The 25,648-nt window shown below is 47.9% G+C and carries 30 protein-coding genes and 1 other RNA gene; 7 read left to right on the top strand and 24 right to left on the bottom strand.

Annotated features, from left to right (window positions below; genetic code table 11):
- Positions 1 to 51 precede the first annotated feature (51 nt).
- A complete protein-coding gene (locus SB24_RS13325) occupies positions 52 to 942 on the top strand; it encodes a LysR family transcriptional regulator (RefSeq protein ID WP_032867938.1) in 891 nt (296 codons plus the stop codon).
- A gap of 38 nt (positions 943 to 980) precedes the next feature.
- On the opposite strand, the gene SB24_RS13320 is transcribed toward SB24_RS13325, so the two are convergent.
- From SB24_RS13320 to SB24_RS13285, 9 genes are all read right to left on the bottom strand, one after another.
- A complete protein-coding gene (locus SB24_RS13320; RefSeq protein WP_015418226.1) occupies positions 981 to 1,775 on the bottom strand; it encodes an SDR family NAD(P)-dependent oxidoreductase in 795 nt (264 codons plus the stop codon).
- A gap of 114 nt (positions 1,776 to 1,889) precedes the next feature.
- Positions 1,890 to 2,195 (bottom strand): barstar family protein, encoded by a 306-nt coding sequence (locus SB24_RS13315; RefSeq protein ID WP_039253829.1) that lies wholly within the window; start codon positions 2,193 to 2,195, stop codon positions 1,890 to 1,892.
- A 37-nt stretch (positions 2,196 to 2,232) separates the two neighbouring features.
- Positions 2,233 to 2,526, bottom strand: coding sequence for a barstar family protein (locus SB24_RS13310; RefSeq protein ID WP_039253826.1), 294 nt, complete (start codon positions 2,524 to 2,526; stop codon positions 2,233 to 2,235).
- A gap of 75 nt (positions 2,527 to 2,601) precedes the next feature.
- Positions 2,602 to 2,964: a transfer-messenger RNA gene (ssrA, locus tag SB24_RS19665) on the bottom strand.
- Between the two features lie 167 nt (positions 2,965 to 3,131).
- Positions 3,132 to 3,602 (bottom strand): SsrA-binding protein, encoded by a 471-nt coding sequence (smpB, locus tag SB24_RS13305; protein WP_003151688.1) that lies wholly within the window; start codon positions 3,600 to 3,602, stop codon positions 3,132 to 3,134.
- A 139-nt stretch (positions 3,603 to 3,741) separates the two neighbouring features.
- Positions 3,742 to 6,075, bottom strand: coding sequence for a ribonuclease R (gene rnr / locus SB24_RS13300; RefSeq protein ID WP_007409987.1), 2,334 nt, complete (start codon positions 6,073 to 6,075; stop codon positions 3,742 to 3,744).
- Between the two features lie 18 nt (positions 6,076 to 6,093).
- The gene (locus SB24_RS13295; protein WP_007409986.1) at positions 6,094 to 6,834 is read right to left on the bottom strand and encodes an alpha/beta hydrolase; all 741 of its coding nucleotides are present in this window, start codon (positions 6,832 to 6,834) and stop codon (positions 6,094 to 6,096) included.
- A 118-nt stretch (positions 6,835 to 6,952) separates the two neighbouring features.
- Positions 6,953 to 7,183 carry a preprotein translocase subunit SecG gene (gene secG, locus SB24_RS13290; protein WP_003151681.1) on the bottom strand — a complete coding sequence of 77 codons (231 nt, stop codon included), beginning with the start codon at positions 7,181 to 7,183 and terminating at the stop codon, positions 6,953 to 6,955.
- Positions 7,184 to 7,306: 123 nt separating this feature from the next.
- The gene (locus SB24_RS13285) at positions 7,307 to 7,492 is read right to left on the bottom strand and encodes a helix-turn-helix domain-containing protein (RefSeq protein ID WP_087920807.1); all 186 of its coding nucleotides are present in this window, start codon (positions 7,490 to 7,492) and stop codon (positions 7,307 to 7,309) included.
- Between the two features lie 195 nt (positions 7,493 to 7,687).
- On the opposite strand from SB24_RS13285, the gene SB24_RS13280 reads away from it, so the two are divergent.
- From SB24_RS13280 to SB24_RS13270, 3 genes are all read left to right on the top strand, one after another.
- On the top strand, positions 7,688 to 8,098 hold the full coding sequence (locus tag SB24_RS13280; RefSeq protein WP_039253821.1) for a transcriptional repressor RghR: 411 nt from the start codon (positions 7,688 to 7,690) through the stop codon (positions 8,096 to 8,098).
- Positions 8,099 to 8,122: 24 nt separating this feature from the next.
- On the top strand, positions 8,123 to 8,554 hold the full coding sequence (locus tag SB24_RS13275; RefSeq protein ID WP_003151674.1) for a helix-turn-helix domain-containing protein: 432 nt from the start codon (positions 8,123 to 8,125) through the stop codon (positions 8,552 to 8,554).
- An 81-nt stretch (positions 8,555 to 8,635) separates the two neighbouring features.
- Entirely contained in the window at positions 8,636 to 8,953 is a 318-nt protein-coding gene (locus SB24_RS13270) for a catDE operon transcriptional regulator CatR (protein WP_003151672.1), read from the top strand.
- Positions 8,954 to 9,037: 84 nt separating this feature from the next.
- Here the strand turns inward: SB24_RS13270 and SB24_RS13265 are convergent, their stop codons facing one another.
- The 9 genes from SB24_RS13265 to SB24_RS13225 form a co-directional block, all read right to left on the bottom strand.
- Positions 9,038 to 10,441 carry a sensor histidine kinase gene (locus tag SB24_RS13265; protein ID WP_039253819.1) on the bottom strand — a complete coding sequence of 468 codons (1,404 nt, stop codon included), beginning with the start codon at positions 10,439 to 10,441 and terminating at the stop codon, positions 9,038 to 9,040.
- Positions 10,432 to 11,094 carry a response regulator transcription factor gene (locus SB24_RS13260; RefSeq protein WP_039253817.1) on the bottom strand — a complete coding sequence of 221 codons (663 nt, stop codon included), beginning with the start codon at positions 11,092 to 11,094 and terminating at the stop codon, positions 10,432 to 10,434. The genes SB24_RS13265 and SB24_RS13260 overlap by 10 nt, the downstream gene beginning before the upstream one ends.
- 21 nt (positions 11,095 to 11,115) lie before the next feature.
- Positions 11,116 to 11,886: a lantibiotic immunity ABC transporter MutG family permease subunit gene (locus SB24_RS13255; RefSeq protein ID WP_039253815.1), complete on the bottom strand. Its 771-nt coding sequence runs from the start codon at positions 11,884 to 11,886 to the stop codon at positions 11,116 to 11,118.
- Positions 11,883 to 12,617 (bottom strand): lantibiotic immunity ABC transporter MutE/EpiE family permease subunit, encoded by a 735-nt coding sequence (locus tag SB24_RS13250; RefSeq protein ID WP_039253814.1) that lies wholly within the window; start codon positions 12,615 to 12,617, stop codon positions 11,883 to 11,885. Before SB24_RS13250 ends, SB24_RS13255 begins: the two co-directional genes overlap by 4 nt.
- Entirely contained in the window at positions 12,614 to 13,327 is a 714-nt protein-coding gene (locus SB24_RS13245; protein WP_039253812.1) for a lantibiotic protection ABC transporter ATP-binding protein, read from the bottom strand. Before SB24_RS13245 ends, SB24_RS13250 begins: the two co-directional genes overlap by 4 nt.
- Before the next feature lie 111 nt (positions 13,328 to 13,438).
- Complete coding sequence (locus SB24_RS13240) at positions 13,439 to 14,116, bottom strand: ABC transporter permease (protein ID WP_015240601.1); 678 nt, start codon at positions 14,114 to 14,116, stop codon at positions 13,439 to 13,441.
- 18 nt (positions 14,117 to 14,134) lie between these two features.
- Entirely contained in the window at positions 14,135 to 15,052 is a 918-nt protein-coding gene (locus SB24_RS13235; RefSeq protein ID WP_022553803.1) for an osmoprotectant ABC transporter substrate-binding protein, read from the bottom strand.
- Between the two features lie 14 nt (positions 15,053 to 15,066).
- Complete coding sequence (locus tag SB24_RS13230; protein ID WP_015418235.1) at positions 15,067 to 15,720, bottom strand: ABC transporter permease; 654 nt, start codon at positions 15,718 to 15,720, stop codon at positions 15,067 to 15,069.
- Between the two features lie 16 nt (positions 15,721 to 15,736).
- The gene (locus SB24_RS13225) at positions 15,737 to 16,882 is read right to left on the bottom strand and encodes a betaine/proline/choline family ABC transporter ATP-binding protein (RefSeq protein WP_015418236.1); all 1,146 of its coding nucleotides are present in this window, start codon (positions 16,880 to 16,882) and stop codon (positions 15,737 to 15,739) included.
- A gap of 285 nt (positions 16,883 to 17,167) precedes the next feature.
- On the opposite strand from SB24_RS13225, the gene SB24_RS13220 reads away from it, so the two are divergent.
- Positions 17,168 to 17,701, top strand: coding sequence for a GbsR/MarR family transcriptional regulator (locus SB24_RS13220; protein ID WP_003151660.1), 534 nt, complete (start codon positions 17,168 to 17,170; stop codon positions 17,699 to 17,701).
- Between the two features lie 34 nt (positions 17,702 to 17,735).
- On the opposite strand, the gene opuCD is transcribed toward SB24_RS13220, so the two are convergent.
- Genes opuCD through opuCA form a run of 4 tightly spaced genes read right to left on the bottom strand, consistent with a single transcriptional unit; the run spans position 17,736 to position 21,172 of the window.
- Complete coding sequence (opuCD, locus tag SB24_RS13215; RefSeq protein WP_003151658.1) at positions 17,736 to 18,410, bottom strand: glycine betaine/carnitine/choline/choline sulfate ABC transporter permease OpuCD; 675 nt, start codon at positions 18,408 to 18,410, stop codon at positions 17,736 to 17,738.
- Positions 18,411 to 18,427: 17 nt separating this feature from the next.
- Positions 18,428 to 19,321, bottom strand: a complete 894-nt coding sequence (gene opuCC / locus SB24_RS13210; RefSeq protein ID WP_099686898.1) for an osmoprotectant ABC transporter substrate-binding lipoprotein OpuCC — start codon at positions 19,319 to 19,321, stop codon at positions 18,428 to 18,430.
- 37 nt (positions 19,322 to 19,358) lie between these two features.
- Positions 19,359 to 20,012, bottom strand: a complete 654-nt coding sequence (locus tag SB24_RS13205; RefSeq protein WP_003151654.1) for an ABC transporter permease — start codon at positions 20,010 to 20,012, stop codon at positions 19,359 to 19,361.
- A 20-nt stretch (positions 20,013 to 20,032) separates the two neighbouring features.
- Positions 20,033 to 21,172, bottom strand: a complete 1,140-nt coding sequence (opuCA, locus tag SB24_RS13200; protein ID WP_003151651.1) for an osmoprotectant ABC transporter ATP-binding protein OpuCA — start codon at positions 21,170 to 21,172, stop codon at positions 20,033 to 20,035.
- Positions 21,173 to 21,432: 260 nt separating this feature from the next.
- Here opuCA and SB24_RS13195 point away from each other — a divergent pair, with 260 nt between their 5' ends.
- On the top strand, positions 21,433 to 21,990 hold the full coding sequence (locus SB24_RS13195) for a GbsR/MarR family transcriptional regulator (RefSeq protein ID WP_014418904.1): 558 nt from the start codon (positions 21,433 to 21,435) through the stop codon (positions 21,988 to 21,990).
- Between the two features lie 20 nt (positions 21,991 to 22,010).
- Here the strand turns inward: SB24_RS13195 and SB24_RS13190 are convergent, their stop codons facing one another.
- On the bottom strand, positions 22,011 to 22,643 hold the full coding sequence (locus tag SB24_RS13190) for an NAAT family transporter (RefSeq protein ID WP_015418237.1): 633 nt from the start codon (positions 22,641 to 22,643) through the stop codon (positions 22,011 to 22,013).
- Between the two features lie 438 nt (positions 22,644 to 23,081).
- On the opposite strand from SB24_RS13190, the gene SB24_RS13185 reads away from it, so the two are divergent.
- On the top strand, positions 23,082 to 23,792 hold the full coding sequence (locus SB24_RS13185; protein WP_039253804.1) for a hypothetical protein: 711 nt from the start codon (positions 23,082 to 23,084) through the stop codon (positions 23,790 to 23,792).
- Between the two features lie 40 nt (positions 23,793 to 23,832).
- Here SB24_RS13185 and SB24_RS13180 read toward each other — a convergent pair whose 3' ends face one another.
- Positions 23,833 to 25,623, bottom strand: coding sequence for a zinc ribbon domain-containing protein (locus tag SB24_RS13180; protein ID WP_015418239.1), 1,791 nt, complete (start codon positions 25,621 to 25,623; stop codon positions 23,833 to 23,835).
- Positions 25,624 to 25,648 lie beyond the last annotated feature (25 nt).

Genomic DNA, 25,648 nt, shown 5'->3' with positions numbered 1-25,648 from the left:
AAGTAAAGGAAAGGTTCAAGAAAATTAATGAACAGCCGGGAGGGGATTTCGTTGGAATTACGCACCATTAAAACGTTTCATACGATCGTACAGTCAGGCAGCTTTTATAAAGCCGCCGAAATTCTGAACTACTCACAGCCGACGATTTCAATGCGGATTAAACAGCTGGAACAGGATGTAGGCGCGCAGCTGTTTGAACGGGGAAAGAAGCTGAAGCTGACAAGGGCGGGGCGGCTGTTTCATGAGCGGGCCGGGCAGCTTCTCGCGCAATACGAGGTGCTTGACCATACTCTGGCCGATATCAGACAGGGGCAGGCCGGCCTTATTCAGATCGGCATATCCGAACCGACGGCAAGCCTGATCTTCCCTGCCGTACTGCGGGGTTTCTTAAATGATTATCCGGACATGTCGGTCAATGTCAGCGTGGATGACGCCAATACATGCAGCCGCAAACTGCTGGAAGGCGCCATTGATTTTGCCGTATGCGGCGAGCCGGAGCTGATTCTGGAGAATTATTTCGATCCGTTTTTTCATGACTCGCTCAATGTCATCGTGTCAGACAGACATCCCCTTGCCGCCAAAGCAAGCGTCAATCTCGAGGATTTAGAAAATGAATGCCTGATTTTTACGCCCGCCAATTGCCCGATCCGGATTCAAATTGAACAGCACCTGCAGCGGTCCATCGGCAGCCGCTATCGAAAAATGGAGCTGACCAGCAGCATGGCTCACCAATACTATGTCAGGGAAAATATCGGCGTCTCAATCTTTACGGCGACGGCGCATTCAGAACCGATCGAGGGCACGAAGGTCATTCCGATCCATAACTTAACAATTTCACCGCCGGTCGGGCTGTTGACAAACCAAAAAGAAGAGCATTTTGACTCCGCCACAAAAGATTTAATCAGCAGGATCATCAGCCGGTTTCAGCGTGATCCACATTAAAAAAACCCCCGCTTTACGGGGGTTTTTGTACGTTCATCTTATATAATGCTCCGCACCAAGCCGCCGTCGATCCGCAATGCAGATCCGTTAATGGCAGACGACAGCGGGCTGCTTAAAAAGGCGACAAAGTGGGCGATTTCTTCCGGACGGATCAATCGCTGAATGATCGACGTCGGACGATTTTCCTTCATAAATCGTCTCTCCGCCTCCGCCGCGGTCAGGTTTTCACCGGGATAAAGCGACTCAAGCATCGTTTCGACGCCCTCTGTTTTCGTGGAGCCCGGCATGACCGTATTCACCGTCACATTCGTCCCTTCCGTGAGCTCGGCCAGACTGCGTGACAACGACAGCTGCGTCGTTTTCGTGGCGCTGTAGTGGGCCATTTCCTGAGAAGGCATGACGGCCGCTTCACTCGCGATAAAAATAACCCGCCCTTCCTTCCGTTCAATCATCCGCTTTGCATACCGGCGTGTCAGCCTCACGCCGCTCATGATATTCACCTCGAAAAACCGGAGCCACTCTTCGTCAGGAATATCAAAGTATTCCGCAGGTTCAAAGATTCCTAAATTGTTGACGAGAATATCCACATCCGGATACTGCTGAAAAATCGCCCCGCATCCTTCCGCCGTGCCTAAATCAAATGCGGCCGGATAGAGACGGGCATCCGGCGTCTGTTTCTCTAGTTCCCGGATCGTTTCGTTCACCTTTTCTTCACGGCGGCCGTTAATGATCACGGCCGCACCTTCTGCAATCAGCGAAGCCGCAATCGCCTTCCCGATGCCTGACGTAGATCCCGTCACAAGCGCCGTCTTCCCTTTCAACTGCAAATCCATCATCCATTCCTCCCTATCGCAAGTCTCTTCTTATATATGGACTGAAATCGAAAGCCTGAAACCCTCCGTCCCTATTATCGGATAGAAAAATGGATGAGGGGAAGTACGCACTTTTTAGTGCCTGTCCGTTGTCCCAGCTGACGGCTGATCGATTTGAATGACAAACCGATTCCCTAACTCTTCTTGAGCCTCTTGAAACAGCTCCAAGACATCATCAGCATCCGAACCCAATTCCTTCTGACTGATGTCAAAATTCTTCCACACCAAAGTCAGCGGAAGTTCGATCCAGCCTGTCAGACAATCCCATAAGGCATTCAGATTTTCACCATAAAAGTCCGGGAAATCTAATTGATCTTTTAAGATTCGGTGTAAAGCTTCTGTGCTTGTAATATCTTTTCCATCTATGATGACTTTTAACATCAATAACACCTTCCACTATTTTATTTTATGAAATGTTTTATAATGGTCTGTTCGGCTGCTCAATTTGAATGAAAAATTCACCATCTAATTCTGCCTGAGCCTTTTTTAATATCCTTAATACATTATCAGCATCCGAACCCAATTCCTTCTGACTGATGTCAAAATTCTTCCACACCAAAGTCAGCGGAAGTTCGATCCAGCCTGTCAGACAATCCCATAAGGCATTCAGATTTTCACCATAAAAGTCCGGGAAATCTAATTGATCTTTTAAGATTCGGTGTAAAGCTTCTGTGCTTGTAACATCTTTTCCGTCTATGATGACGACTATCATTCAAATGGACTCCTTTATTTCGGCATGAAAAAACCGCAGTGCGGTCAAGTGACGGCACTGCGGTTCCTCTGTTATGTATGGAGACGGTGGGAGTCGAACCCACGTCCAGAAACATCGATTACTTAAGCGTCTACGAGCGTAGCCTGCATATTTCGTGTTTCACTCGTCTTCGTGCCTGCGGGCGGGCCTTCCGAGAGCTAGTCTGTCAGTCTCTTCTTACGTTCTCAGACGGGAACGCAAGCGTAGCCTACTTGGATGTGCTCTTCACGGACACATAGGCAATGTCAGGAAGAGCTCGCTGCGTTTATTAGGCAGCTAGTGCTAAGTTTTGGTTAAAACTTTTAGTTTTGCCAGTTATATTTAGGTGCGTGTTAACGAGATCGCCTCTCGGCTCGCAGCTCAAGCTCGATCCATCCCTGTCGAATCCGTAACGTCCCCTTGTTAAGGGTATACGGGAGATCTATCAAGCTCTTGCTCAACTGGCTGTACTGTTATTATACCATGATCACAGGCAAATTCAATTGGGAATGTCTTCAATAAACAGCCTGTGAATCTGATGTGTGAACAGTATAGCATACGGCAGTTATCACATCAAGGCTCAGGCATCAGAAGCCTTTTTGTCTGTCTCTGAACGCTCTTTCGATTTCTCTTTTGGCGTCTTTTCGTTTTAAATCTTCGCGTTTATCGTATGTTTTCTTCCCTTTTCCGAGGCCGATTAACACTTTGGCAAAGCCGTTTTTCAAATACAGCTTCAGCGGCACGAGGGAATAGCCTTTCTCTTTCGTCAGACCGATCAGCTTATTGATTTCTTTCCGGTGCATCAAAAGCTTTCTCGTCCGGAGCGGGTCGTGGTTATAGCGGTTTCCCTGCTCGTACGGGCTGATGTGCATGTTGTGGAGGAACACTTCGCCGCGCTCGATTTTCGCAAAGGAATCCTTCATGTTTACGCGGCCGGCGCGGATGGACTTAATCTCTGTTCCCTGCAGCACGATGCCTGTTTCATAGGTTTCTTCTATAAAGTAATCATGGTTTGCTTTTTTGTTTTGCGATAATACTTTGCCTGATCCTTTTGGCATGCCTTCTCCTCCTCTCTCCGCAAAAACCGTTCATGTGTGCGATACGCTTTATTTTAGCAAATGGAGCGTTCCGCGACAATGAAAATGCGGCTTGCGAAAGAAAGCAAACAGAGCATTTTGCCCCATTTGCTTTTCGCATTTACTTCTTCTTTTTGCGTTTTTGTTTCGGCGCGTTTTGGAAACCGCGTTTTTTCTTTTTCTTCTTCGGTTTTGTAAACCATTCCCCTTTTTCCTCCGATTTCGGCGGTGAAGCCGGGGTATTGCTGTTTAACACGCGTTTCCGCGCCGGTCTGCCGCGTTTTCTGCGGTCGCCTGTCGTTTCTCTCGGACGGCGGGTGCCTTTCATGCCGACAATCTCAAAGTCGATATTTCTCTCATCTTTATTGACGTCGACGACTTTGACCGTGATTTCATCTCCGATCCGGTAAACGTTGCCCGTGCGTTCGCCGATCATGGCGAAATGCTGCTCGTCAAAACGGTAATAATCATCCGTCATAAAGCTGACGTGCACAAGCCCTTCAATCGTATTCGGCAGCTCGACAAACATTCCGAAATTCGTGACGGAACTGATCATGCCGTCAAATTCCTCGCCGATTTTATCAAGCATATATTCCGCTTTTTTCAGATCGTCCGTTTCCCGCTCTGCATCAACGGCGCGACGTTCCATCGTTGACGTATGGTCAGCGATTTCCGGAAGGCGTTCGGCCCACTTTTCTTGAGTCGCTTCGTCCGATTGTCCGTTGATCAAATACGTTCTGATCAGCCTGTGAACGATTAAGTCAGGATAGCGGCGGATCGGCGATGTGAAGTGCGTATAAAATTCAGTCGCCAGCCCGAAATGGCCCAGGCTTTGCGGGTCGTATTTCGCCTGCTTCATGGAACGGAGCATGACGGTTGAAATCACCGTTTCTTCCGGACGATCCCGCACTTCATCAAGAATGCTTTGCAGCGCGCGCGGATGAATGTCTCCGGCTTTTCCTTTGACGATATAACCGAATGTCGTGACGAACTCCAGGAACTTTTGCAGTTTTTCGGCGTTCGGCTCTTCGTGAATCCGGTAAATAAACGGCACGTTCATCCAATGGAAGTGCTCGGCCACCGTTTCGTTTGCGACAAGCATGAATTCTTCAATCAGCTTTTCCGCTACTGAGCGCTCTCTGATGACGACGTCTTTAACGGCGCCTTCCTCATCGACGAGCACTTTCGCCTCTTTGAAATCAAAATCCACGGCGCCGCGGTCCATCCGTTTCGCCCGGAGAATTTCCGCCAGACGTTCCATGTCTTTAAACATCGGGACGAGCGGCTCATATCTTTCTTTCAGCTCGGCGTCGTCTTCTGTGAGGATCTGGTTGACATCTGAATAGGTCATTCTTTCCGTCGTTTTAATGACGCTTTGGAAGATCTCGTGCTCTGTCACCTGGCCCTGCTGGTTGATTGTCATTTCGCAGGAAAGCGTCAGCCGGTCGACCTTCGGATTTAAAGAACAGATTCCGTTAGACAGTCTGTGCGGAATCATCGGAATGACCCGGTCAACCAAGTACACGCTTGTCCCTCTATCCAGCGCTTCTTTGTCAATCGGGGAATTCTCCGTGACGTAATGGCTGACGTCCGCAATATGGACGCCGAGCTTGTAGCTGCCGTTATCAAGCTTTGTCACGGTGACGGCGTCATCCAGATCCTTCGCATCCGCGCCGTCAATGGTGACAATGACCTGATCGCGGAGATCACGGCGGTCTTTGATGTCTTTTTCATCGATGGTATCGGGCGTGCTTGTTGCCTGCTCCATCGCTTCAGCCGGAAAATCTCCCGGCAGGCCGTGCTTATGGATGATGGATAAAATATCGATGCCCGGATCATTTTTATGGCCGAGTATTTCAACGATTTCTCCTTCGGCGTTCATTCTGCCTTCAGGGTAGCTTGTCAGTTTGACGACGACTTTATGACCTTCCGCAGCCCCGTTATTGGCATGTTTCGGAATAAAAATATCACTCGTGATTTTCTTATCATCCGGGATGACAAAACCGAAGCTTTTCGTTTCTGTGTATGTGCCCACGACGCGGTCGATGCTTCTTTCCAAGATGCGGATGACCGTGCCTTCCTGTCTCGATCCGCTTGACTGGGAATTGAGCCGCACCATGACGATATCGCCGTTCATGGCCGTATTCAGCTCATTCGGCGGAATAAACACGTCGCTTAAAGAGGTATCCTCCGGCAATAGAAACGCGAATCCCTTTGCATGCGCGGAAATTTTTCCTTTTACTAAATTCATTTTTTCCGGAAGCCCGTAGCGGTTGCTTCTGGTGCGGACGATCTGTCCCGTCTCCTCGAGCGCCACCAGCGCTTTTACCAGCTCTTTAAATTCATCTGCTTCCGTGATGTTCAGCATCTCCTCGAGTTCCTGAACGGTAAGGGGCTTGTACGCCTCTTCCTTCATAAACGCGAGAAGACGGTCCATAAACGCTTCTTTTTCCATTATTCGACCTCCTGTTTGTTACCAATCGAGTTTCTCTAAAAATTCGTACACATCCTGATGAACGAGGTCCCGTTCTTTATCGAGCGTAATGACATGGCCTGATTCTTCATACCATTTCAGCTGTTTGTCGTCCGTTTCCACCTCGTTGTAAATGATGTTCGCACTTTCTGTATTAATCATATGGTCATGCCGTGCCTGAACCACAAATGTCGGGGAATAGATCATGTCGACGTTTTTGCGCACATCGGCAATCAGCTCCTGAAGCGATTTGAGCGTATTCATCGGTGTTTTTTCAAACTCCTTCATTTCCTTTTCAATCTGCTCCGGCTGTTTTCCTTCGAATTTTTTATAATTGCGCGCGTAGGAAAGAACTCCTTCGTACATAACCTCTTCACTTTTAATGTGCATCGGCGCACACATAGGAACAATTCCCTTTATGGGTACAGTGTAACCCAATTTCAATGAAAAAACCCCGCCAAGCGACAGTCCGCAGGCCGCAATGTTTTCATAGCCTTCAGACCGTAAATACTCATAACCGTCCATGACGTCTTTCCACCAATCTTCAGGCCCCGTATGTACCAGTTCTTCCGGCGGAACGCCGTGCCCTTTATATTGAGGCGCGTGACAAGTGTAGCCGCGCTCATTCAAGTAGCGGCCGAGCATTCTGACGTCTGCCGTATTTCCCGTAAATCCGTGCAGCAGAAGCACCGCTTTGTCTCCGCCTTTAAATGTAAATGGTTTTGGTGTCACAATTTTCATGCTCATAACCCCTTTTTTGCACATTCAATTTAGTTTTCCACAGTTTTGCGAGAAACAAACGCCGTCTCTCAACAAGAAAAAGGCCTGATATTAAATCAGACCTTATACAAACATTGCCTTATACGATATACGCCAGCGAAATCGTCAACACGAAAAACAAGACTGCCAGCACAACGGTTGTGCGGTGAAGAATCAGATCAAGGCCCCTTGCTTTCTGTTTTCCGAAAAGCTGCTCCGCCCCGCCTGAAATTGCACCCGATAAACCGGCGCTTTTGCTGGTTTGAAGCAATACGACAATAATAAGTGCAATACTGACGATGACCAATAAGGTAATCAATAATGTGTGCATCCCATACACCTCCAGACTGACTGGCCTACATTGCTTCTATTTTACATGAAAAACAAAGGCATGTCACGCCGTATCGGTGCACATCATGTCAGAAAAACGGAAATGCGTTTGAATCTTCCATCATCATTGACTTTTGTCAACAAAGTCGTAGTAAAAAAGATCTTCAAATTTCATGTCAAAGTAATAGAGCATTTTTCCGATGACCAGCTGGCCCGGCCTCCGCTCTCCATTCAGTACACGGCTCAGTGTGGCGGGGGATATTCCGATCTCCAGGGCGAGCTGGTTTAACGAGTAGTCATTATTGACCATATACTGCAGCACATAATCTCTTCTGATCTGTATCTTTTCGACCACTTTCTTCACCTTCCGTTCTGTCAAATACTTTCTTTCTTATACATAAGATACGGCTTTTGTTAACTTTTGTCAATACTTTTCCAGCCCGGCTATTCCCTTTAGTCAATAAACATACTAGAATATAAATAGACCGCGGGAGGGGGAGAGACTGTGGAAAGCTTCGGGAAACAATTGCGGACATTGCGGGAAAAAAGGCATCTGACAGTGAATCAGCTGGCAACGTATTCAGGCGTCAGCGCCGCGGGAATCTCGCGGATTGAAAACGGCAAACGCGGGGTGCCGAAACCTGCAACCATTAAAAAGCTCGCAGATGCGTTAAAAATCCCGTATGAGGAACTGATGCAGACGGCGGGATACATAGAGACCGTTCAGGAAACGAGAGCCCCGTACGACACGGGCTGCACCTTGCTGGAAAAAGCCGAAACGTTTGAGCTGCATGATTTATCCCTGTTGGAGCGGGAGAACTGGCGGCACCTGTCGAAAGAAGACTTGGTTCTGCTTGATAAATACTTTGCGTTCTTATCGGCTGAAGCCAAAAAAAGAACAAATGAAGACTCATGACTTTGCACATGTGAGGCGATCTTATTGAACACATTCGGAAAGCAATTAAGAGAGCTGCGCCGCGCCCGGAAGCTTACCGTCAATCAGCTTGCCGTCTATTCCGGCGTCAGCTCGGCGACCATTTCCAGAATTGAAAACGGGCACCGCGGCATTCCTAAACCCGCGACCATCCGAAAATTGGCGGACACATTAAAGATTCCGTACGAGGAGTTAATGGCGCGGGCCGGACACATCAAGGCATTTCAGGAAGAAATCCGCGAAACCTCCGAAAGCTATCAATCCATCTGCGCCATCTATCAGACCGCCGTTGACAGAGGCGCGGAGCATCTGCCGCTGTTTGACAGCAAAAAGTGGCAGCACTTCACAAAAGAAGATATTGAAAGCGTCAGCAAATACTTTGATTTTATCGCGGCTGAAGCGAAAAAGCGCTCCCCGGATTCCTCATCCTCTTTTTGATCCTCTCCTCAACTTAACAAGCGCCAGACGTACGTTCCCTCCGATTTTGCGGTATAATAGCAGAAGACGAGGTGAAAAAGCATGAACCAATCAGAAATGTGCCCCAGATTCGAAAAAGCGGTCGACATCCTAAGTAAACGCTGGGTGGCTCTAATCGTCTTTCAGTTATTGAACGGACAGCAGCGATTTAGCGAAATTGAAGCGGCGCTTCCGAATTTAAGCGGAAGAGTCTTGTCAGAACGTCTGAAAGAACTTGAAACAGAAGGTGTCATCAAACGGGATGTTATCCCCGAAACGCCTGTCCGCATTGAGTATTCTTTAACGGAAAAAGGCTGCGCATTAGCCCCTATTTTAGAGGAAATTTCCAAGTGGTCTTCAACATGGATTGATCCTTCCTGATAAACTCTTTTCCGCATAAGCGGCTGATCTCTCAAACGGACAGCCGTTTTTATTTTTGCTTTTCTTAAACAGAAGAACAAGCCCTCAGGCGTGCAGGGCTTGTTTTTGTCTGACGCCTTCCAGCGGAATTCGAATCTCCGCCCGGGCTCCTCCAGACTCCTGATTTTCAAGTATTAATTCGCCGTGGTGAAGATGTACGACATGATGGGCGAATGTAAGCCCCATGCCGTGATGCCCCGCCGAATGTCTGCTTTTATCCTCCGTGTAAAAAAGCTGTGTCGCTCTTTTCAGCGCTTCCGGCGAGAACCCGCTTCCGCTGTCGGATACGGCGAGATGGAGGGCGGAATCGGTGCACAGGACGTCCACACGGATTTCCCCTCCTTCCGGCGTATAGTCGACGGCATTTGCCGCGATATTCATGACCGCCCTGTGGAGCAGCTCATGATCGATCGGCGCTTCAATTCGGTCAATTCCCCGTTCGCTGAGGACGAGATCAATCTGTTTCGGCCCCGCAAGCGCCGCCGCGTCACGATATATGTTTTGAATCCACTCTTTGAGGTCGGTATATTCCACATGAACGGCAACTGCCTCCTCCGCTTTAGAAAGCTGGATCAGCTGTCCGACATAATGCTCGATTTTGTTTCCGGCATCCAGAATATACTGCGCATATTCCGCCTGCTCCTCATCAGGCTCTGTTAACTGAAGCAGCTCGGCATTTCCTTTAATGATCGTTGCCGGAATTTTAATATCATGCGCAAGCGCGCCGATTTGTTCTTTCTTTATCCGCTCCGCCTCCCATTGCGCCGCCAGAGATGCCTGAAGCGCGTCTTTCATTTTCAGCAGAGAGTCAATGACATCGTCAAATTCCTTTATGCGCGACCTTTTTGGATTGATATTTAAATTCTGTTTTTGAATGCTTGCCGTAATGGAGCTGAGTGTGCTGAAATGCCGTCTCAGCTGATTGGCGAAACGCGTCGTCACGATAAAAACGGTCAAAAGAAGCAAAGTGATCAGAATCGTAAGACCCGTCCATTCATAATTCGGCAGATAGCGCCTTAACAGCGGCGACTGAAATTCCGACCTAAGTGAATATTGGAGAACGCCATATTCATCTTTCCGATTTATCACCATGAATCCTTTTTGAGCATAATTAAAATACGGCTGATGCTGAATCTTTTTTCTGGCGTTGGCCGCATCTTGTTCCGTCATCGTTCCTTTTGTCATCCGCTTTGTTTTTTTATCAAAAACAGCGTATGTCATACCTGCGGGGATCATGTCTTCGGTTATCTTTTCCGTTGATTTCAGGCGGGGTTTGATCTGTTCCGCCTCATGCTCGCTGTAGTTTGCGGGCAGGATCGCTCCGGCATTCATGGCAATGGCATTTAAGGCGACACATAATGCCGCCACCCCCATCGTGCTCAGACACAGTGTGATCGTAAATTTGACAAGCTCTTTGCGGATGCTGGATTTTCCTTTTGCTATTCCCATTTGTATCCGACACCCCACACCGTTTTGATCGGATCAGCCCCGTGTTCTTTACATTTTTTCCGGATGGTTCTGATAAACTCCGTAATGGTTGAATAGAGCGCATCGCCGTCCAAGCCGTACACTTCCTCGTAAATCTGCTCCCGTGAGAATGTTCTGTTTTTATGCTGTGCCAGACATTCAACGATTTTATATTCGTTTTTCGTAAGAGGAAGTTTCCGGTCATCAATCCATACTTCTTTATTGTCAAAATCAAACATGAAGCCTGATATCAGCCGTTTCGTCTGATGCTTTTCCCGCCGTTCCCTTCTGACATGCGCGTTTACCCTTGCCATCAATTCCTGTATGCCGAACGGCTTTGTGATGTAATCATCAGCGCCTGTCATGAGGCCTTTCACAATGGATTCTTCGTCAGACTTTGCCGTTAAAAACAGGATCGGGCTGTCCACCAGCGGCCGAATCCGCCGGCAGAGTTCAATCCCGTCCGTTCCGGGCATCATGACATCAAGAAGAATCAAATCATAGCCTTGAAAAAAATCCAATGACTGATCCTCCGCTTTTTCCAGAATCGTTACTGTATGCTGATCACGCTGTAAAATGTTTCTGATCAGAACGAGAATATCTTTTTCATCATCAATTGCTAAAATGTTTGCCACCGGCCGAATCGCTCCTTGCCTTTATTCATATGAACGCCGCCCTTCCCATCTTCTGCACCAATAGAGGCCGGCCAGACATAATATCACTATAGAAAAATATAACATTATTTCTCCGAATCTCATATCGTATCTTACATAAGGGAGGAACTCTTTTTTGACTTTGTCAAAATGCAGCAGTCCTGCAAGGCCTGAAAGCCGCACGCTCCATGCCCACGGGAAAAAACGCCAGATGATATCGCCAAGTCCCGTATTCATGAGCGCCGCCATTAATAATCCCGCACCCCCTAAAAGCCCGGACGGCCCCATGCCGTATTTTATGCCGACAAAAAAAGACATCATATAAAGCGGAATACTGCCGGCAATCAGCCACGCCCCTCCTTTTAAAAAGAGAAGATACGGGAGATCATTGATGTGAAGAACAAATTTCATCCCCGCCAAATAAAGACAGATGGCGAGACCTACCGATAACACATTCAACAGCAGCAGCAAAAGCAGCTTGCCCGCAAAACTGATGATTTTAGAATGCGGAACCGCCAGCATCATCTGAAAATGGCCCGCCTGTTCCTCAACCGAGGCAGACATGCCGCAGACAATACTGATGATTAAAGGGTATAAAACGGCAATCGCACTGAAAAACACACTGTACAGCATATAAGGCTCCTGAACCCTTCCATACATATACAAAAGGAAAAATCCCGCGCATAAAACCGGCGCCGCAGCATGCATCCATATGAGCGGCGTGCGCTTCATTTTTAATACATCGGCCCACATATATCGTAAAAGCACGGTCATGACCGGTTTCCCCCTTTTGAAAAAGACACGGCGGAAACAAAACTTATTGCGATAAAAGAAAGAATAGAAAGAATAATAGCCGGAATGATCACGTTTCCGTTTAATAAGCCGCTGTTTGCGGGAAGCGGAATTCCGTTCGGATGGATCCCGAGAATCGGTGACATCAGCCGGACTGACCAGCTCCATGGACTCAGCCACCACAATGAGACTGACGCAGGCACAATGCCTAAAACAAAGGCGGCGATCATATTGATGAGAATGACTGCCGTAAACCCGAACTGTCTGGCAATCCATAAGCAGAACGGAATTTCCCAAAGCGTAGACAGCCACAAAAGGGAGCTTGCTTCAATACCTTTCAGCTGAACCGCAGCAATTGCCGGAAACACAAGGCCAAGCAAAAACATGATGACTAAAAAGACGATTTGCGACAGGAGTGAATACAGCGCGATCAAGCTTATTTTTGAGAACCATATGCTCTTCAAGTCAGCCGGCAGTGAGTACACCGCACGGTCATTCGCTGATTTTTTTTCTTTTTTAACAGATAAACCGCACATTAGAGCAATCATGAGCGGCATGAAAATAACCGCCCACCAATTGAACGTGCCCGTCATAAAATAGGCGGCATTCAGCAGAAAAGAAAAAGCCGTGTTCAGAAGCGGGATAAGAATGATCAGCTTTCTGATAAATGTTCTTTTAGATGTAAGGTGTTCCGCCTGCATGTACTGAATCATTTTCCTGTCCCCGCTTTCTCCCGTGTTGATTTGACTACCTCCAGAAACAGCCGCTCCAGATCGTCTTCCCGGCTGATTTCTCCCTGATATCCTAAAACGCCGTCACTGATGATTCCGATATGGTCTGCGATCTGCTCGACTTCTGATAACAGGTGGCTAGATAAAATAACCGTCATTCCCTGTCCGGGCAGGGAGCGGATAAATTCCCGCAAATCCTGAATTCCCATCGGGTCCAATCCGTTTGTCGGCTCATCAAGAATTAAGAACGACGGACGGTTTAATAATGCTAACGCAATGCCGAGACGCTGCTTCATTCCCATAGAAAATTGTCCGGCGCGCTTTTTTCCGGTTCCCGTTAATCCCGTGATTTCCAGTACTTCCGCAATTCTTGAATCAGGCAGTCCGAGCATCACGCAGCGGACTTTCAGATTTTCAGCGGCTGTCAAGTTGCTGTAAAGCGGCGGCGCTTCAATCAGGGAACCGATGCTTTTCAAATCTTCGCGCTTCCATGTATGTCCGTCGAACAGAACCTCGCCGGATGTTTGCTGCAAGATTCCGGTCAATATTTTAAGAGTCGTTGATTTTCCGGCGCCGTTCGGACCGAGCAGGCCGTATATACTGTTCCGCTTAACCGATAGAGACACATCAGCCACTGCCTGTTGTCTGCCGAATGATTTTTGCAGCTGTCTCGTTTCTAAGATGTTGCTCATATGATTACCCCTCTGCTTTGTTATTTGATAAGTAAGACTTTACAGCGCAGTTATCAAAATTTAATCAAGAAATCAAAAAAAAGCATCCTTCACGCGGAAGAATGCTTTTTTTCATGAGGCTGAGCGTACGATCAGCTTTCTTTTTTGTTTTTTCACCGGGCTGAGGGCTCGTTCCAGCCACGCCATCAGCAGGTCTGCGGCTACCGCCATCAGCGCGGTCGGGATGGCGCCCGCCAAAATAATGGCGGTTCCGTTTGTCGCGTTCGACCCTCTGACGATCATATCGCCGAGGCCGCCTGCCCCGACGAAGGTGCCGATCGCCGTGATGCCGATGGCAATGACGAGCGCCGTTCGGAGACCCGCCATAATGACGGAAAGCGCAAGCGGCAGCTCCACCATACGAAGGATTTGGTATTTCGTCATGCCCATCGCTTTTCCCGACTCGAGATAAGCGTGCTCGATATTGATAATGCCCGTGTGCGTATTTCTGAGAATCGGCAGCAGTGAATACAAAAACAAAGCCGTGATGACCGTATTGGCGCCGAGTCCCATGACGAGCATCAGGACGGCGAGCATCGCAAGCGCCGGAACGGTTTGAATCACGTTCGCCACAGCAAACACCCAGCCGGCGAGACGCCCGTGCCTTGCTGTCACAATTCCGGCCGGAATGGCGAGAACGGCGGCGAAAACGACGCCGTACGCCGACATGAGAAAGTGCCGCCAGCACTCATACAGAACATAACTGCCGTTTTGAGCATAATACGTAAACAGCTCCTTCATCGTGTCCATCCGCACATCTCCTTTCCGTTATTCAAAGTAATGATGTTTTTCTAAATATTCCTTGGCCACGACGGACGGCTCTTTTAATCGGCCGTCAACTTCGTAATTCATTTTCTGCATCATCTTTGTATCAATCGCGCCGATCATTTTATTGATCACGCCCTCCAGTTCGGGATGCTCTTTTAATACTTGATCCGGAACGACGGGTGAACAGTCATACGGAGGAAAGAACCGCTTATCATCCTTCAGCGTTTTCAGTCCGTAAGCGATGATTCTTCCGTCGGTGGAATAAGCGAGCGCGATATCCATCTTTCTGCTTTTCAGCGCGTCGTAAACAAGGCCGATCTGCATCGGATACGTGCCTTCAAATGACATTCCGTATGTGTTCATAAAATCCTGATATCCGTTGCCTCTCAGCTTCATCCAGTAGTTATCGACGCCGAATTTCAGATGAGACGCTTCTTTTTTGACATCGGATACCGATTCTAAATGGTACTTGCGGGCAAGCTGTCCGGAAACGGTAAAGACGTATGTATTATCAAAGCCGTAAGAATCAAACCATTTCATGTCATATCTGTTTTGAAATTCACGCTGAACGAGCCGCAGCGCTTTGTCCGGGTCTTTTTCCGGCTCCATGCGAAGCGTCCCGGTCAGCGCGTCACCTGTATAGCGCGTAGCGGCGATATCAATATCACCGTTTATCAAGGATTGCTGCTGTACGGCATTGGAGCCGAGATTTTTAATAACGGATGTTTTCAACCCACTGTGATGTTCGATCATCTGTCCGAGCATGCTCGCGATGATTTCTGATTCGGTCATGCTTTGCGCGCCGATTTTAATGGTGTCCTCCGATGCGGCGCTCAATCCCGGGAGCGAGCATCCGCCAAGGAGCAGCATGCCGATACAGGCGATTGCGAGCAGCCGTTTTTTGCATCTATTCCCCATGAGAGACCTCCTCCTTATGAAGCGTCCTTTATGCTTTTCAGCCCGTCAGGCGTGACTTTCCGTTCTGTCATCCCCAGCATGTAATCGACGGCTGCCGCCAGCATCGTGACCGGAACGGCGCCTGCGATAATATACTCCGGCTGGTAAAGGTTCAAGCCGATAAAAATGTAATCTCCCAGCCCGCCTCCGCCGATAAAGGAGGCGAGCGTCGCCCAGCCGATTAAATAAATCGAAGACGTCCTGATGCCCGCCATGATGACCGGAGCGGCAAGCGGGAGCTCTACAAGCCTGATCTGCTCCCATGCCGTCATGCCGATTCCTTTTCCCGATTCCAGAAGATGCCGATTGACGCCGAGAATCCCCGTATACGTGTTTCTGAGAATCGGCAGCATGGAATAGAAAAACAGCGCCGCAACGGCCGGGATCTTTCCTACGCCTAAAAGCGGAATAAAAAACGCAAGAATGGCAAGGCTCGGCAAGGTTTGAATGATGTTGACGATGCCGATGACGGCGCCGGCTCCTCTTTTCATCCTCGTCAGCACGACGCCGAGCGGAACGGCGGCGAGAATGCCCGCCATGACGGCGATTAATGAGATGTACAGATGCTCCCATGTTTTATAAAACATCTCTCCTCCATTTGCCTGTAAAAATTGCACGGTCTGATTCATATCAATTGAAGCCTCCTCATGACATCACCGCGAGCTGATTCTCTTCTCCCCAGATGGAGTCATAGACGATGTCAACGAGGCTTGCCCTTGTCACGATTCCCGTTAGCCGGCCGGCTTCATCAAGGACCGGCACAAATTTCATGCCTCTTTTTAAAATTTTATGGACGGCGTCGCGGAGCAGAGTGCCGCTTCTGACCGTGTACAGATCCCGGTCAAGCACTTCCGCGACGGTTACCGCTTGTCTTCGTTTGCGGTCAATCATCTCCACATCGACATAACCTTGGAGAACGTTCTTTTCATCAATGACGAGCAGCGAATCCACCCGCTCGGCACGCATCAGCTGAATGGCGGCTGACAGTGTTTTCTCAGGTGTTACCGTCACGGGATCGGGATTCATGATCTGCTCCACCCGTTCAATATCAGGGCTGGATGATTGGATCAGCCGTTCCTTGCCGATAAACTCCTCAACAAATTCATTCGCCGGAAATCTGAGAATCTCATCAGGCGTTCCGGCCTGGACGATTTCTCCCGCTTTCAGAATGACGATTCTGTCCGCAAGCTTGATGGCTTCGTCCATATCATGGGTAACAAATACGATGGTTTTATGTAAGGTTTTTTGCAGTTTTTTAAATTCTTCCTGAAGGGAATCTCTCGTAATCGGGTCAAGCGCCCCGAACGGTTCATCCATTAAGATGAGCGGCGGCTCTGCGGCAAGTGCCCGTAATACACCTATTCGCTGCTGCTGTCCTCCGCTCAGTTCATGAGGGTAACGGTCTAAATATTCAGGCCCCATATCAACGAGCTTTAAAAGCTCCTGCGCCCGTTCCTTCCGTTTTTCGGCAGGATGCTTTAAAAGCTTCGGAACGAGCGTAATGTTCTGCTGAATGGTCATATGCGGAAAAAGCCCGATCTGCTGGATGACATAGCCGATGCTTCTTCTGAGTTCCACCGGGTCTTGTTCCATAATGTTTCGGCCCTCTATCAGGATTCTGCCTTCTGTCGGTTCAATTAAGCGGTTGATCATTTTCATCGTCGTCGTTTTGCCGCAGCCGCTCGGCCCGATAAAACAAATAAATTCGCCTTTGGCGATATTCAGGTTGATGCTGTTGACGGCTTTTTTCCCGCCTTTATACATTTTCGAGACATTTTCTAATGTCAGCAAACACTCACACCTCCATGATTAAGTTTATTCAATTCGTTAAATTCAAATTTAACTTTTCAGACAATTGAACGTTTCCCATTATAAATTAAACTTTGTAAATTAAAAAGTTTACAATTTGTCCATATTATATATAAAGGTTGTGTAAGCACTGATTAACCCGTATTGACCGGCAAAGTTCTTCTTATTGCTCCGGATTACTGCCAAATTCTCTCGGAAGAGCATTTCCGCCGGTTTAAAAATGTGGTATATTGACATCGGAATTGCTGACTGAAAGGATTGAAACTGTTGGAGAAAGATCCGTTACACGTAATCGAACAAGCTGAAGATCATTTGATAGAACGAATCGCTGAAAATATGCATACATTCGGAATGCCCGCGACGGTGGGGCGCATTTTAGGCATTATTTATATGAACCGCAAGCCGATGACCTTAACTGAATTATCAGAAGCGACCGGCATGAGCAAGACGAGAATGAGTCAGGCGGTCCGTGAAATGCTTGACGTCAATCTGGCGGAAAAAGTGTTTGAAAAAGGCGTCCGCAAAGATTTATACGACGTCGAGCAGGATTATTACCAAACCTTTATTACGCTGTTTACGGCCACCTGGAGCAAGGTCGTCAGCAAAAATAAAATGATGCATAAAAAGCTGAACCGCGAACTGACGGCCGTCCTTGAAAACGGCGTGCCGGAAGAAGCTGAGGAAAAAATCAACGAACTGCTGAAAGAATTAAAGGATTGGCTTGATTACTACAACTGGATCAGCCGTCTGATCGAGTTTTTTGAAAGCGAAGAAATTTTCAAGCATGTTCCGAAGCCATAAGAAAAAACGCCCTGACCCGCAAGGCGTTTTTTTTTCATGCCGCATTCGGCGCTTTGGTTCGTTTTTTCTTTCTCACCGGACTCAGCGCCCGCTCCAGCCATGCCATCACAAGATCTGCGATAACGGCCATCAGCGCTGTCGGAATGGCGCCGGCCAAAATAATCGCGGTTCCGTTCGTGGCGTTTGAGCCCCTGACAATGATGTCACCGAGTCCGCCCGCGCCGACAAACGTACCGATTGCCGTAATGCCGATCGCGATGACGAGCGCCGTCCGCAGCCCCGCCATGATGACGGAAAGCGCAAGCGGCAGCTCCACCATGCGGAGCACCTGAAATTTGGTCATGCCCATCGCTTTTCCCGATTCAAGATAAGCGTGTTCAATGCTGGCGATTCCCGTGTACGTATTCCGGATGATCGGAAGAAGCGAATATAAAAACAGCGACAATATCACCGTATTGGCGCCGAGCCCCATGACGAGCATCAGCACCGCAAGCATCGCAAGCGCCGGCACGGTCTGAATCACGTTTGTCACCGCGAATACCCAGCCGCTTAATGTTCTGTACCTGGCAATGAAGATGCCGAGCGGAACCCCGACGATCGCCGCAAATAAAACGCCGTATACCGACATGAGAAAATGGCGGTAAAACTCCTGAAGCACATAGGCGCCGTTTTGAGAATAATAAGTGCCGAGCTGCTGCAGCACTTCCATTTGCTCCACCTCATTTCTTATTCAAAATAATGATGTTTCTCCAAAAATTCTTTAGCGACGACGGACGGTTCTTTCAGCTTGCCATCCACCTCGTAATTCAATTCCTGCATCGTTTCCGTATCGATTTTGCCGATCAGTTTATTCACAATGCCCTTCAGTTCAGGATGCTGCTTCAGCACGCTGTCGGGAATGACCGGCGAACAGTCATACGGCGGGAAAAACTGCTTGTCGTCTTTTAAAATTTTCAGATCGTACGCTTTAATCCGTCCGTCCGTTGAATAAGCGAGGACGGCGTCCATTTTCCCGTTTTTCACGGCATCGTATACAAGTCCGATCTGCATCGGATAGGTTGTGCCGAATTCAAAGCCGTACGTGTCGGTAAAGCCCTTATAGCCGTCACCTTTTCTTTTCAGCCACGCATTGTCTACACCGAGCTTAAATTGATCCGCATGCTTCTTAATATCGGACACTTTGTCTAAATGGTCTTTTTCCGCGAGCTCTTTCGTGACGGTAAAAGCGTATGTGTTCTCAAATCCGTAAGAATCAAACCATTTGTAATGGAAGCGTTTCTCAAATTCTTTCTGTACGATGGATAATGCTTTTTTCGGGTCTTTTTCCGCTTCCATGCCGAGGGTGCTCGTTAAATCCGTTCCCGAGTAGCGCGTCGCGGCGATATCGATTTCACCGCCGAGCATCGCCTGCTGCTGGACATAGTTCGATCCGAGGTTTTTAATTAATGCCGTATTCAAGTCTGTATTGTGCTCAATCATCTGTGCGATCATATTGGCGATAATTTCTGATTCCGTCATGCTTTGCGCCCCGATTTTAATCGTATCATCGGAAGCCCCGCTCAGGCCGGGAAGGGAACAGCCGCCTAGAAGCAGAGCAGCTGACAGCGCCAGTCCGCACATCCATCTCTTTTGGTTTCTTTTCACAACAGCCAACTCCTTATGATACTTCCTTCAGTCCTTTCAGCCCTTTCGGCGTCACCTTCCGTTCCGTCGCCGCCAGCAGATAATCAATGATAATGGCTAAAATGGTGACCGGCACGGCGCCGCCGATAATATATTCAGGCTGATAGAGATTCAGGCCGATAAAAATATAGTCTCCGAGCCCGCCGCCCCCGATAAAGGAAGCAAGCGTCGCCCAGCCGATCAGATAAATGGTGGATGTGCGGATGCCCGCCATGATCACCGGAACCGCAAGCGGCAGTTCCACAAGCCTGATCTGCTCCCAGACCGTCATGCCGATGCCTTTTCCCGATTCCAGCAGATTTTTGTTTACGCCTTGAATGCCGGTATACGTGTTCCGGAGAATCGGCAGCACCGAATAGAAAAACAGCGCGACGATCGCGGGCACCTTTCCCACGCCTAACAGCGGGATAAAAAACGCCAGTATCGCGAGACTCGGCAAGGTCTGCACAATGTTGACGGCGCCGATGACGGCGCCTGCGCCCTTTTTCATTCTCGTCAGCGCCACTCCGAGCGGAACGGCGACGACAATGCCTAATATGACGGCGATAATCGAAATGTATAAATGCTCCCACGTTTTATATAAAAGTTCTCCGCCGTTCGTCTGCAAAAACTTGATCATTTCATTCATTGTAAGCGTTCCTCCCCTTGTCAGCCTGTCACCAGCTGGTCTTCCTCGCCCCAGATTGAATCATAAACGATGTCGACAAGGCTCGCTCTCGTGACAATTCCGACTAAATGCCTTTGTTCATCAACGACGGGTACATATTTCATTCCGCGCTTTAAAATTTTGCGTACGGTATCGCGCAGCAGTGTCCCCTGCTCGACTGTATACAGATCAGAGCGGAGCACGTCGCCGACGAGGCTCGCTTTTTTCCGGTTCTGATCAATGATTTCGACATCCACATATCCTTGCAGCACATTCAGGTCATCAACGACAAGCAGGGAATCGACACGGTGTTCCCGCATCACCTGTATCGCCTGCGAAAGCGTTTTGTCCGCCGTAACGGTGACAGGTTTTTTGTTCATCATCTGCTCGACGCGTTCAATATCCGGTCTTGATTGCAATAACCGTTCTTTGCCGATAAATTCTTCGACAAACTCATTAGCCGGATTCCGGAGAATGTCATCAGGAGTGCCGGCCTGAACGATCTCTCCCGCTTTTAAAATGACGATCCGGTCAGCCAGCTTAATAGCTTCATCCATATCGTGGGTTACAAACACAATCGTTTTATTCAATGTTCTTTGCAGTTTTTTAAATTCTTCCTGAAGGGAATCCCGCGTAATCGGGTCAAGCGCTCCGAACGGTTCATCCATGAGAATAAGAGGCGGTTCCGCTGCAAGGGCGCGCAGCACGCCGATTCTCTGCTGCTGTCCCCCGCTCAGCTCGTGAGGATAGCGGTCTAAATATTCCGGGCCCATATCGACGAGCTTCAAAAGCTCCCGCGCCCGTTCCTTCCGCTTTTGTTCCGGCCATTTCAGCAGTTTCGGCACGAGGGAAATGTTCTGCTGAATGGTCATATGAGGGAAAAGTCCGATCTGCTGAATGACGTAGCCGATTTTCCGTCTCAGCTCCACCGGGTCCTGCTCCATAATGTTTTCGCCATCGATAAAAATCTTTCCGGATGACGGCTCAATCAGTCTGTTAATCATTTTCATCGTCGTCGTTTTTCCGCAGCCGCTCGGCCCGATAAAACAAATAAACTCGCCTTTTTCGATATTTAAATCAATGCTGTTGACAGCTTTTTTTCCGCCTTTATAGACTTTTGATACATTTTCTAATCTCAGCAATCCGTGCACCTCCGAAGGGTTCCGTTATTTTTCTGAAAAGTATAATCTTTATTATAAGATGAAATTTGTAAAATAAAAAGTTTACAATGTGTTGAAATTATATACAATATACGTATTTTTTCATGTTATCCCGCTGACAATGCGGATGTTCTTACAATCGCTCCCGATAGCTCGCATATCCTGCCGCATCATCTTTTTCATCAACTGTAAAAAATATGATATATTGTCAGCATGAAAAGCCAGTGAAGGGATGATCAGCCGTGGAAAAAAACGCTCTTGATATCATCGGGCATGCTGAAGAGCATCTCATTGAGAGAATCGCCGAGAATATGCATACATTCGGAATGCCGGCCACACTGGGACGTGTGCTCGGTATTATTTATATGAACCGCAAGCCGATGACGTTAAATGAGCTGTCAGAGGCGACCGGGATGAGCAAAACGAGGATGAGCCAGGTGGTCCGCGAAATGACCGATGCCAATCTGGCTGAAAAAGTGTTTGAAAAAGGCGTTCGGAAAGACCTTTACGACGTTGAGCGTGATTATTACCAGACGTTTATCTCCCTGTTTACGGCAAATTGGACAAAGGCGGTCAGCAAAAACAAAATGCTCTATAAAAAGCTGAACCGCGAGCTGACTGAACTTCTGGAATCGGAAAATCTCAGTCCCGATATTGAAGAAAAAGCCCGTCAGCTTTTGGATGAACTGACGGATTGGCTCCATTATTATGACTGGCTGAGCCGTTTGATAGAATTTTTTGAGAGTGAAGAAGTGTTTCAGCATGTGCCGAAAATAGAAAAAAGCAGCACCCGAAGATAACCGGGCGCTGCTTTTTTAAGTCAGGAAACCAATATCGGGAACATGCCTTTCAGACCGGCGCCGATCATGCCGATCGCCACCACCGCCAAAATCAGCCCCATCAGCCGGGTAATGACGTTCATTTCGGTTTTCCCGAGCTTATTGCTGATGAAAGATGAATAGTGAAAGAAGATGAACGTCATCGCGATGACGGCCGCAATGCCGATAAGCACGCTGATGTAATGGAAGATGCCGCCATGGCCGGCCGACAGACTCATCACCGTCGCGATCGTACCGGGTCCGGCGATAATCGGAATCGACAAAGGCGTCACAGATATATCAGCTTTCTCCTTGCTCTCCCCTTTCTCTTCATGATGGAGAGACTGCACATGAGATTTCTTCGCGTTCAGAAGATTATAAGCGATGCCGAAAATAAAAATGCCGCCCGCGATACGTAAGGCATGAATGTTAATGTCAAACAGTTTAAAGATCAGATGGCCGAAGATTAAAAAAGCCGCCAAGATGATAAACGACAGCACGGAAGCCTTGCGCGCGATCGCTGTCCGTTCTTTCTCCGGGTACCCTTCCGTCAGTGAAAGAAAAATCGGCACGTTTCCGATGGGATTGGAGACTGCAAACAGTGAAATGAAGACATGAATGATGAATGAAAACATGCGTACCTCCTTATGACTTGCCGTTATTGAGTTATGTTTTGTTCTCCGCTGTTTCTTATGCATGGTTTTTTACCCCGGGATCTGCTTTTTATAACCTCAGCCGGACGATCCGGAAACAGAAAAAACCGTCCTTGTAAGGACGGTTTTTTCTGTTTGCTATCTCCATAAGCCTTTTCCGAATTTCAACAGCCGATAAAGCATTTTCAATTTTTTTAGCATGCGTTAATTTCCTTTTTCACTCTGAATCAATGCGCCGAGAGACATGATATCTATCAGCTCCAATAAAATTCTACCATAAAGGGTACTTTTTCTCTATTATCAATTCATAGAGAAGGTGATTTGTATATCTTTAGAAAACTCCGTTACATCCGTCCTATTTTCTTTTATAATGTAAATATTGAACAAAATCCCTATATTACTTGTAAAAGGAGTTTTAGAATGTATTGTTCTCAATGCGGCCATCATACTGATGGCGGAAAGTTTTGTGAAAAGTGCGGGGCGCCCCAGCCCGGGCAGGGAGGCGCAGGCCAAACGCAGGGCCAGGCCGCTCAGGCCGGCGCCGCCGCTAAGCAGGCTTCAAAGCAATTTGCCTTATTCGTGCTTGATGTGTTAAGGCGACCGTACCAAACATGTAAAACGACAGGCGGCGAACAGCTTGTCAGCAGCATCATCAACATGGTGCTTTTCTGTCTGGTGACGCCGATTATGTTTTATATTCTCTTATCAGACGGCTTTCGTGACGTCAGTTTTACCGCGGTTGTGGTCAAACCGGCGCTTACCTTTGCATTATGCGTTTTTTGCCTGTATCTCTTGATTTTTATCGCTTTGAAGGCCGGCGGCGCGCAGGTGTCATTTAAAGATTCGCTGTCCAGATTCGGGGCATTTTTGATTCCGTTTACAGCTATTTTGCTTCTTGCACTTATTTTTATGCTGCTTCATACAACCGTTTGCTTCACCATTCTGGCTGTCGGTCTTTTAGGAGCGGCGTTTGCCGTGCCTCCGCTCATGCTGGCGAGCTATCAGCATCAGCTCACTACTAAGGCGGATATCATTTATTCTGTTATCGTCATCTATTTGATCATTTGCGTAACATTTCAATTCACGATCAAGCATTATATAAAAGAACTCATGAATTATTTCTTCTTTTAAAAACGGAAACCCCCGCCGCCTGATTGGCGCGGGGGTTTTTTTATTGAATGGATGTTAAATAAATTCTTCCGTCTTTAACAACGCCGCCATACGTCCAATTGTATGATCTGAGCTTCGGACTCCCGCCGGCTTTCGTAATATAAAACTCCTCGTACGTATGAATCGTCAGATGAGAGCCTTTCTGTGAAAAGCTTTTGACATTCACTTCATTAAATACTTCGGTCGTCCCCTCGCTGTGCAGTTTTTTGACCAGTTTCTGCTGATCTGCATACAAAGGGCTTCCCTCTTCTAAATTGCCCGCCATGATGGCAAAATTGTTAAGGCTGACGGCGCTTGATTGATTTGTCAGGTAATCAGTCATAAACGATGTGACTTGCTCGTTTGTCACGCTGCCTGAAGCTGTATTTCCTTTGGAAGATGCCCATGCGGATGTATAGGTTTTCGGCTGGTCGTTTTTTATTTTTTTTACATTTGTCCCAGAAGAATCTGAGGCTGGATCAGCTTTTTCGAAAACCCATTTTTTATGTTTTGTATCATATGAGAGTACATAATGAAAGCTCGGCTCAGCCTCTTCCATATCAGGCTTCGTATTCCCGTCGAAATAAGCAGACTCATGAAGCTCTTTACCCGTAACAGTTACTTGCCAGCGGCCGTTCTCTTGAGAAATCGCAAATGAATCCAGATCAAAGCTTGTCTCTTTATACTGATCCTTCAAAAAGGTGCCGGAACTCTTCATGCCGGATACCACTTCTTTCGTCTGCTCTTTCCAGGCGGAACCAGCCTCGGTCATCTGATCGGTATTTCCGTCTGCCATCGCTTTTGTATACTGCTTCGTTGTTTTGACAATCGTGTCCATGATTGTTTGTTGTGTATCTTGATCCGGGATAAGCGTTAATTCCATATCAGTACCGTTGATCGGAACATCGGCAGTTTTCATTTTTCCCCAAGGAAAATCAGCCTCCACGGCGGCTGTCATGGAACCGTCAGTTAAGAGCGGACCGTATGTAACGGATGTAAACGGATCTTTATGGACGGACTTGCCGTTTATCAGCAGATCGCCTTTCGCGCTTTTGAAGCTGTCTGCCGGAGTGAATGTCACATCCTCGGCATCTAACGGCAGGTCAAACTCAACATTCCGGCTGCCGGCCGCCTCTGCCTCTTGTTTTTTGACAACGTCAACCGTCTCATTTTTAAGCTTGGCTTCCGCCGTGTAGACACCGGGTGCATACGGGCCGAAGATTTGGGTTTCATCGGCTTTTTTGACCGTACCTGTTTTCTCGCTGTTGATATAAAGATCGGCGCCTTTATAATTGCTGGTGACGCGGAAATAAACCGGATCGACTTTCAGTTCGTAATGGTCAAACAAAAGAAGGGTTTTTCCCTCTTTTTTGACGTATACCGCATCTTTTTCTGATGAATTGCCGCGAAGCGCTGCCAGCAGTTCATCGTGTTTCTTTGCGTATGCAAGGAGCGGTTTGACATTGGTCTCATTCAGCTTCAGTTTTTTGTCTGAAGGAGTGAGCAGGGCTGCGAGCTTTTTCGTGTCCCCGTCATGAACCGCCTGTTCGAATTGATCCGTGAGCCTTTTTTCAGATGTCAGCCAGGCTCCGGTTTTATATGCGGCAATCAATAAGATCAGCGCTGCGGCAATGCCGCCCCACATGAAGAGCGTTTTTTTAGGGATCGGCTTTCTCATTTGTGAAGCAGGTTCAGCCGCTTTTACAGCCGCCTGCCGCTCCAGCCGGCTTCCTTTCCCGATCGGTTTTCCGCATTCTTTACAGAAATGCGCTTCTTCATTGTTCTGCTGGCCGCAATGCTTACAAAAAAACATGACTTTCCTCCTATTCAATCTGCAA

The organism is Bacillus sp. Pc3, assembly GCF_000815145.1.
Classification (GTDB): domain Bacteria; phylum Bacillota; class Bacilli; order Bacillales; family Bacillaceae; genus Bacillus; species Bacillus velezensis.
This window is presented reverse-complemented; position numbering and strand designations above follow the sequence as displayed.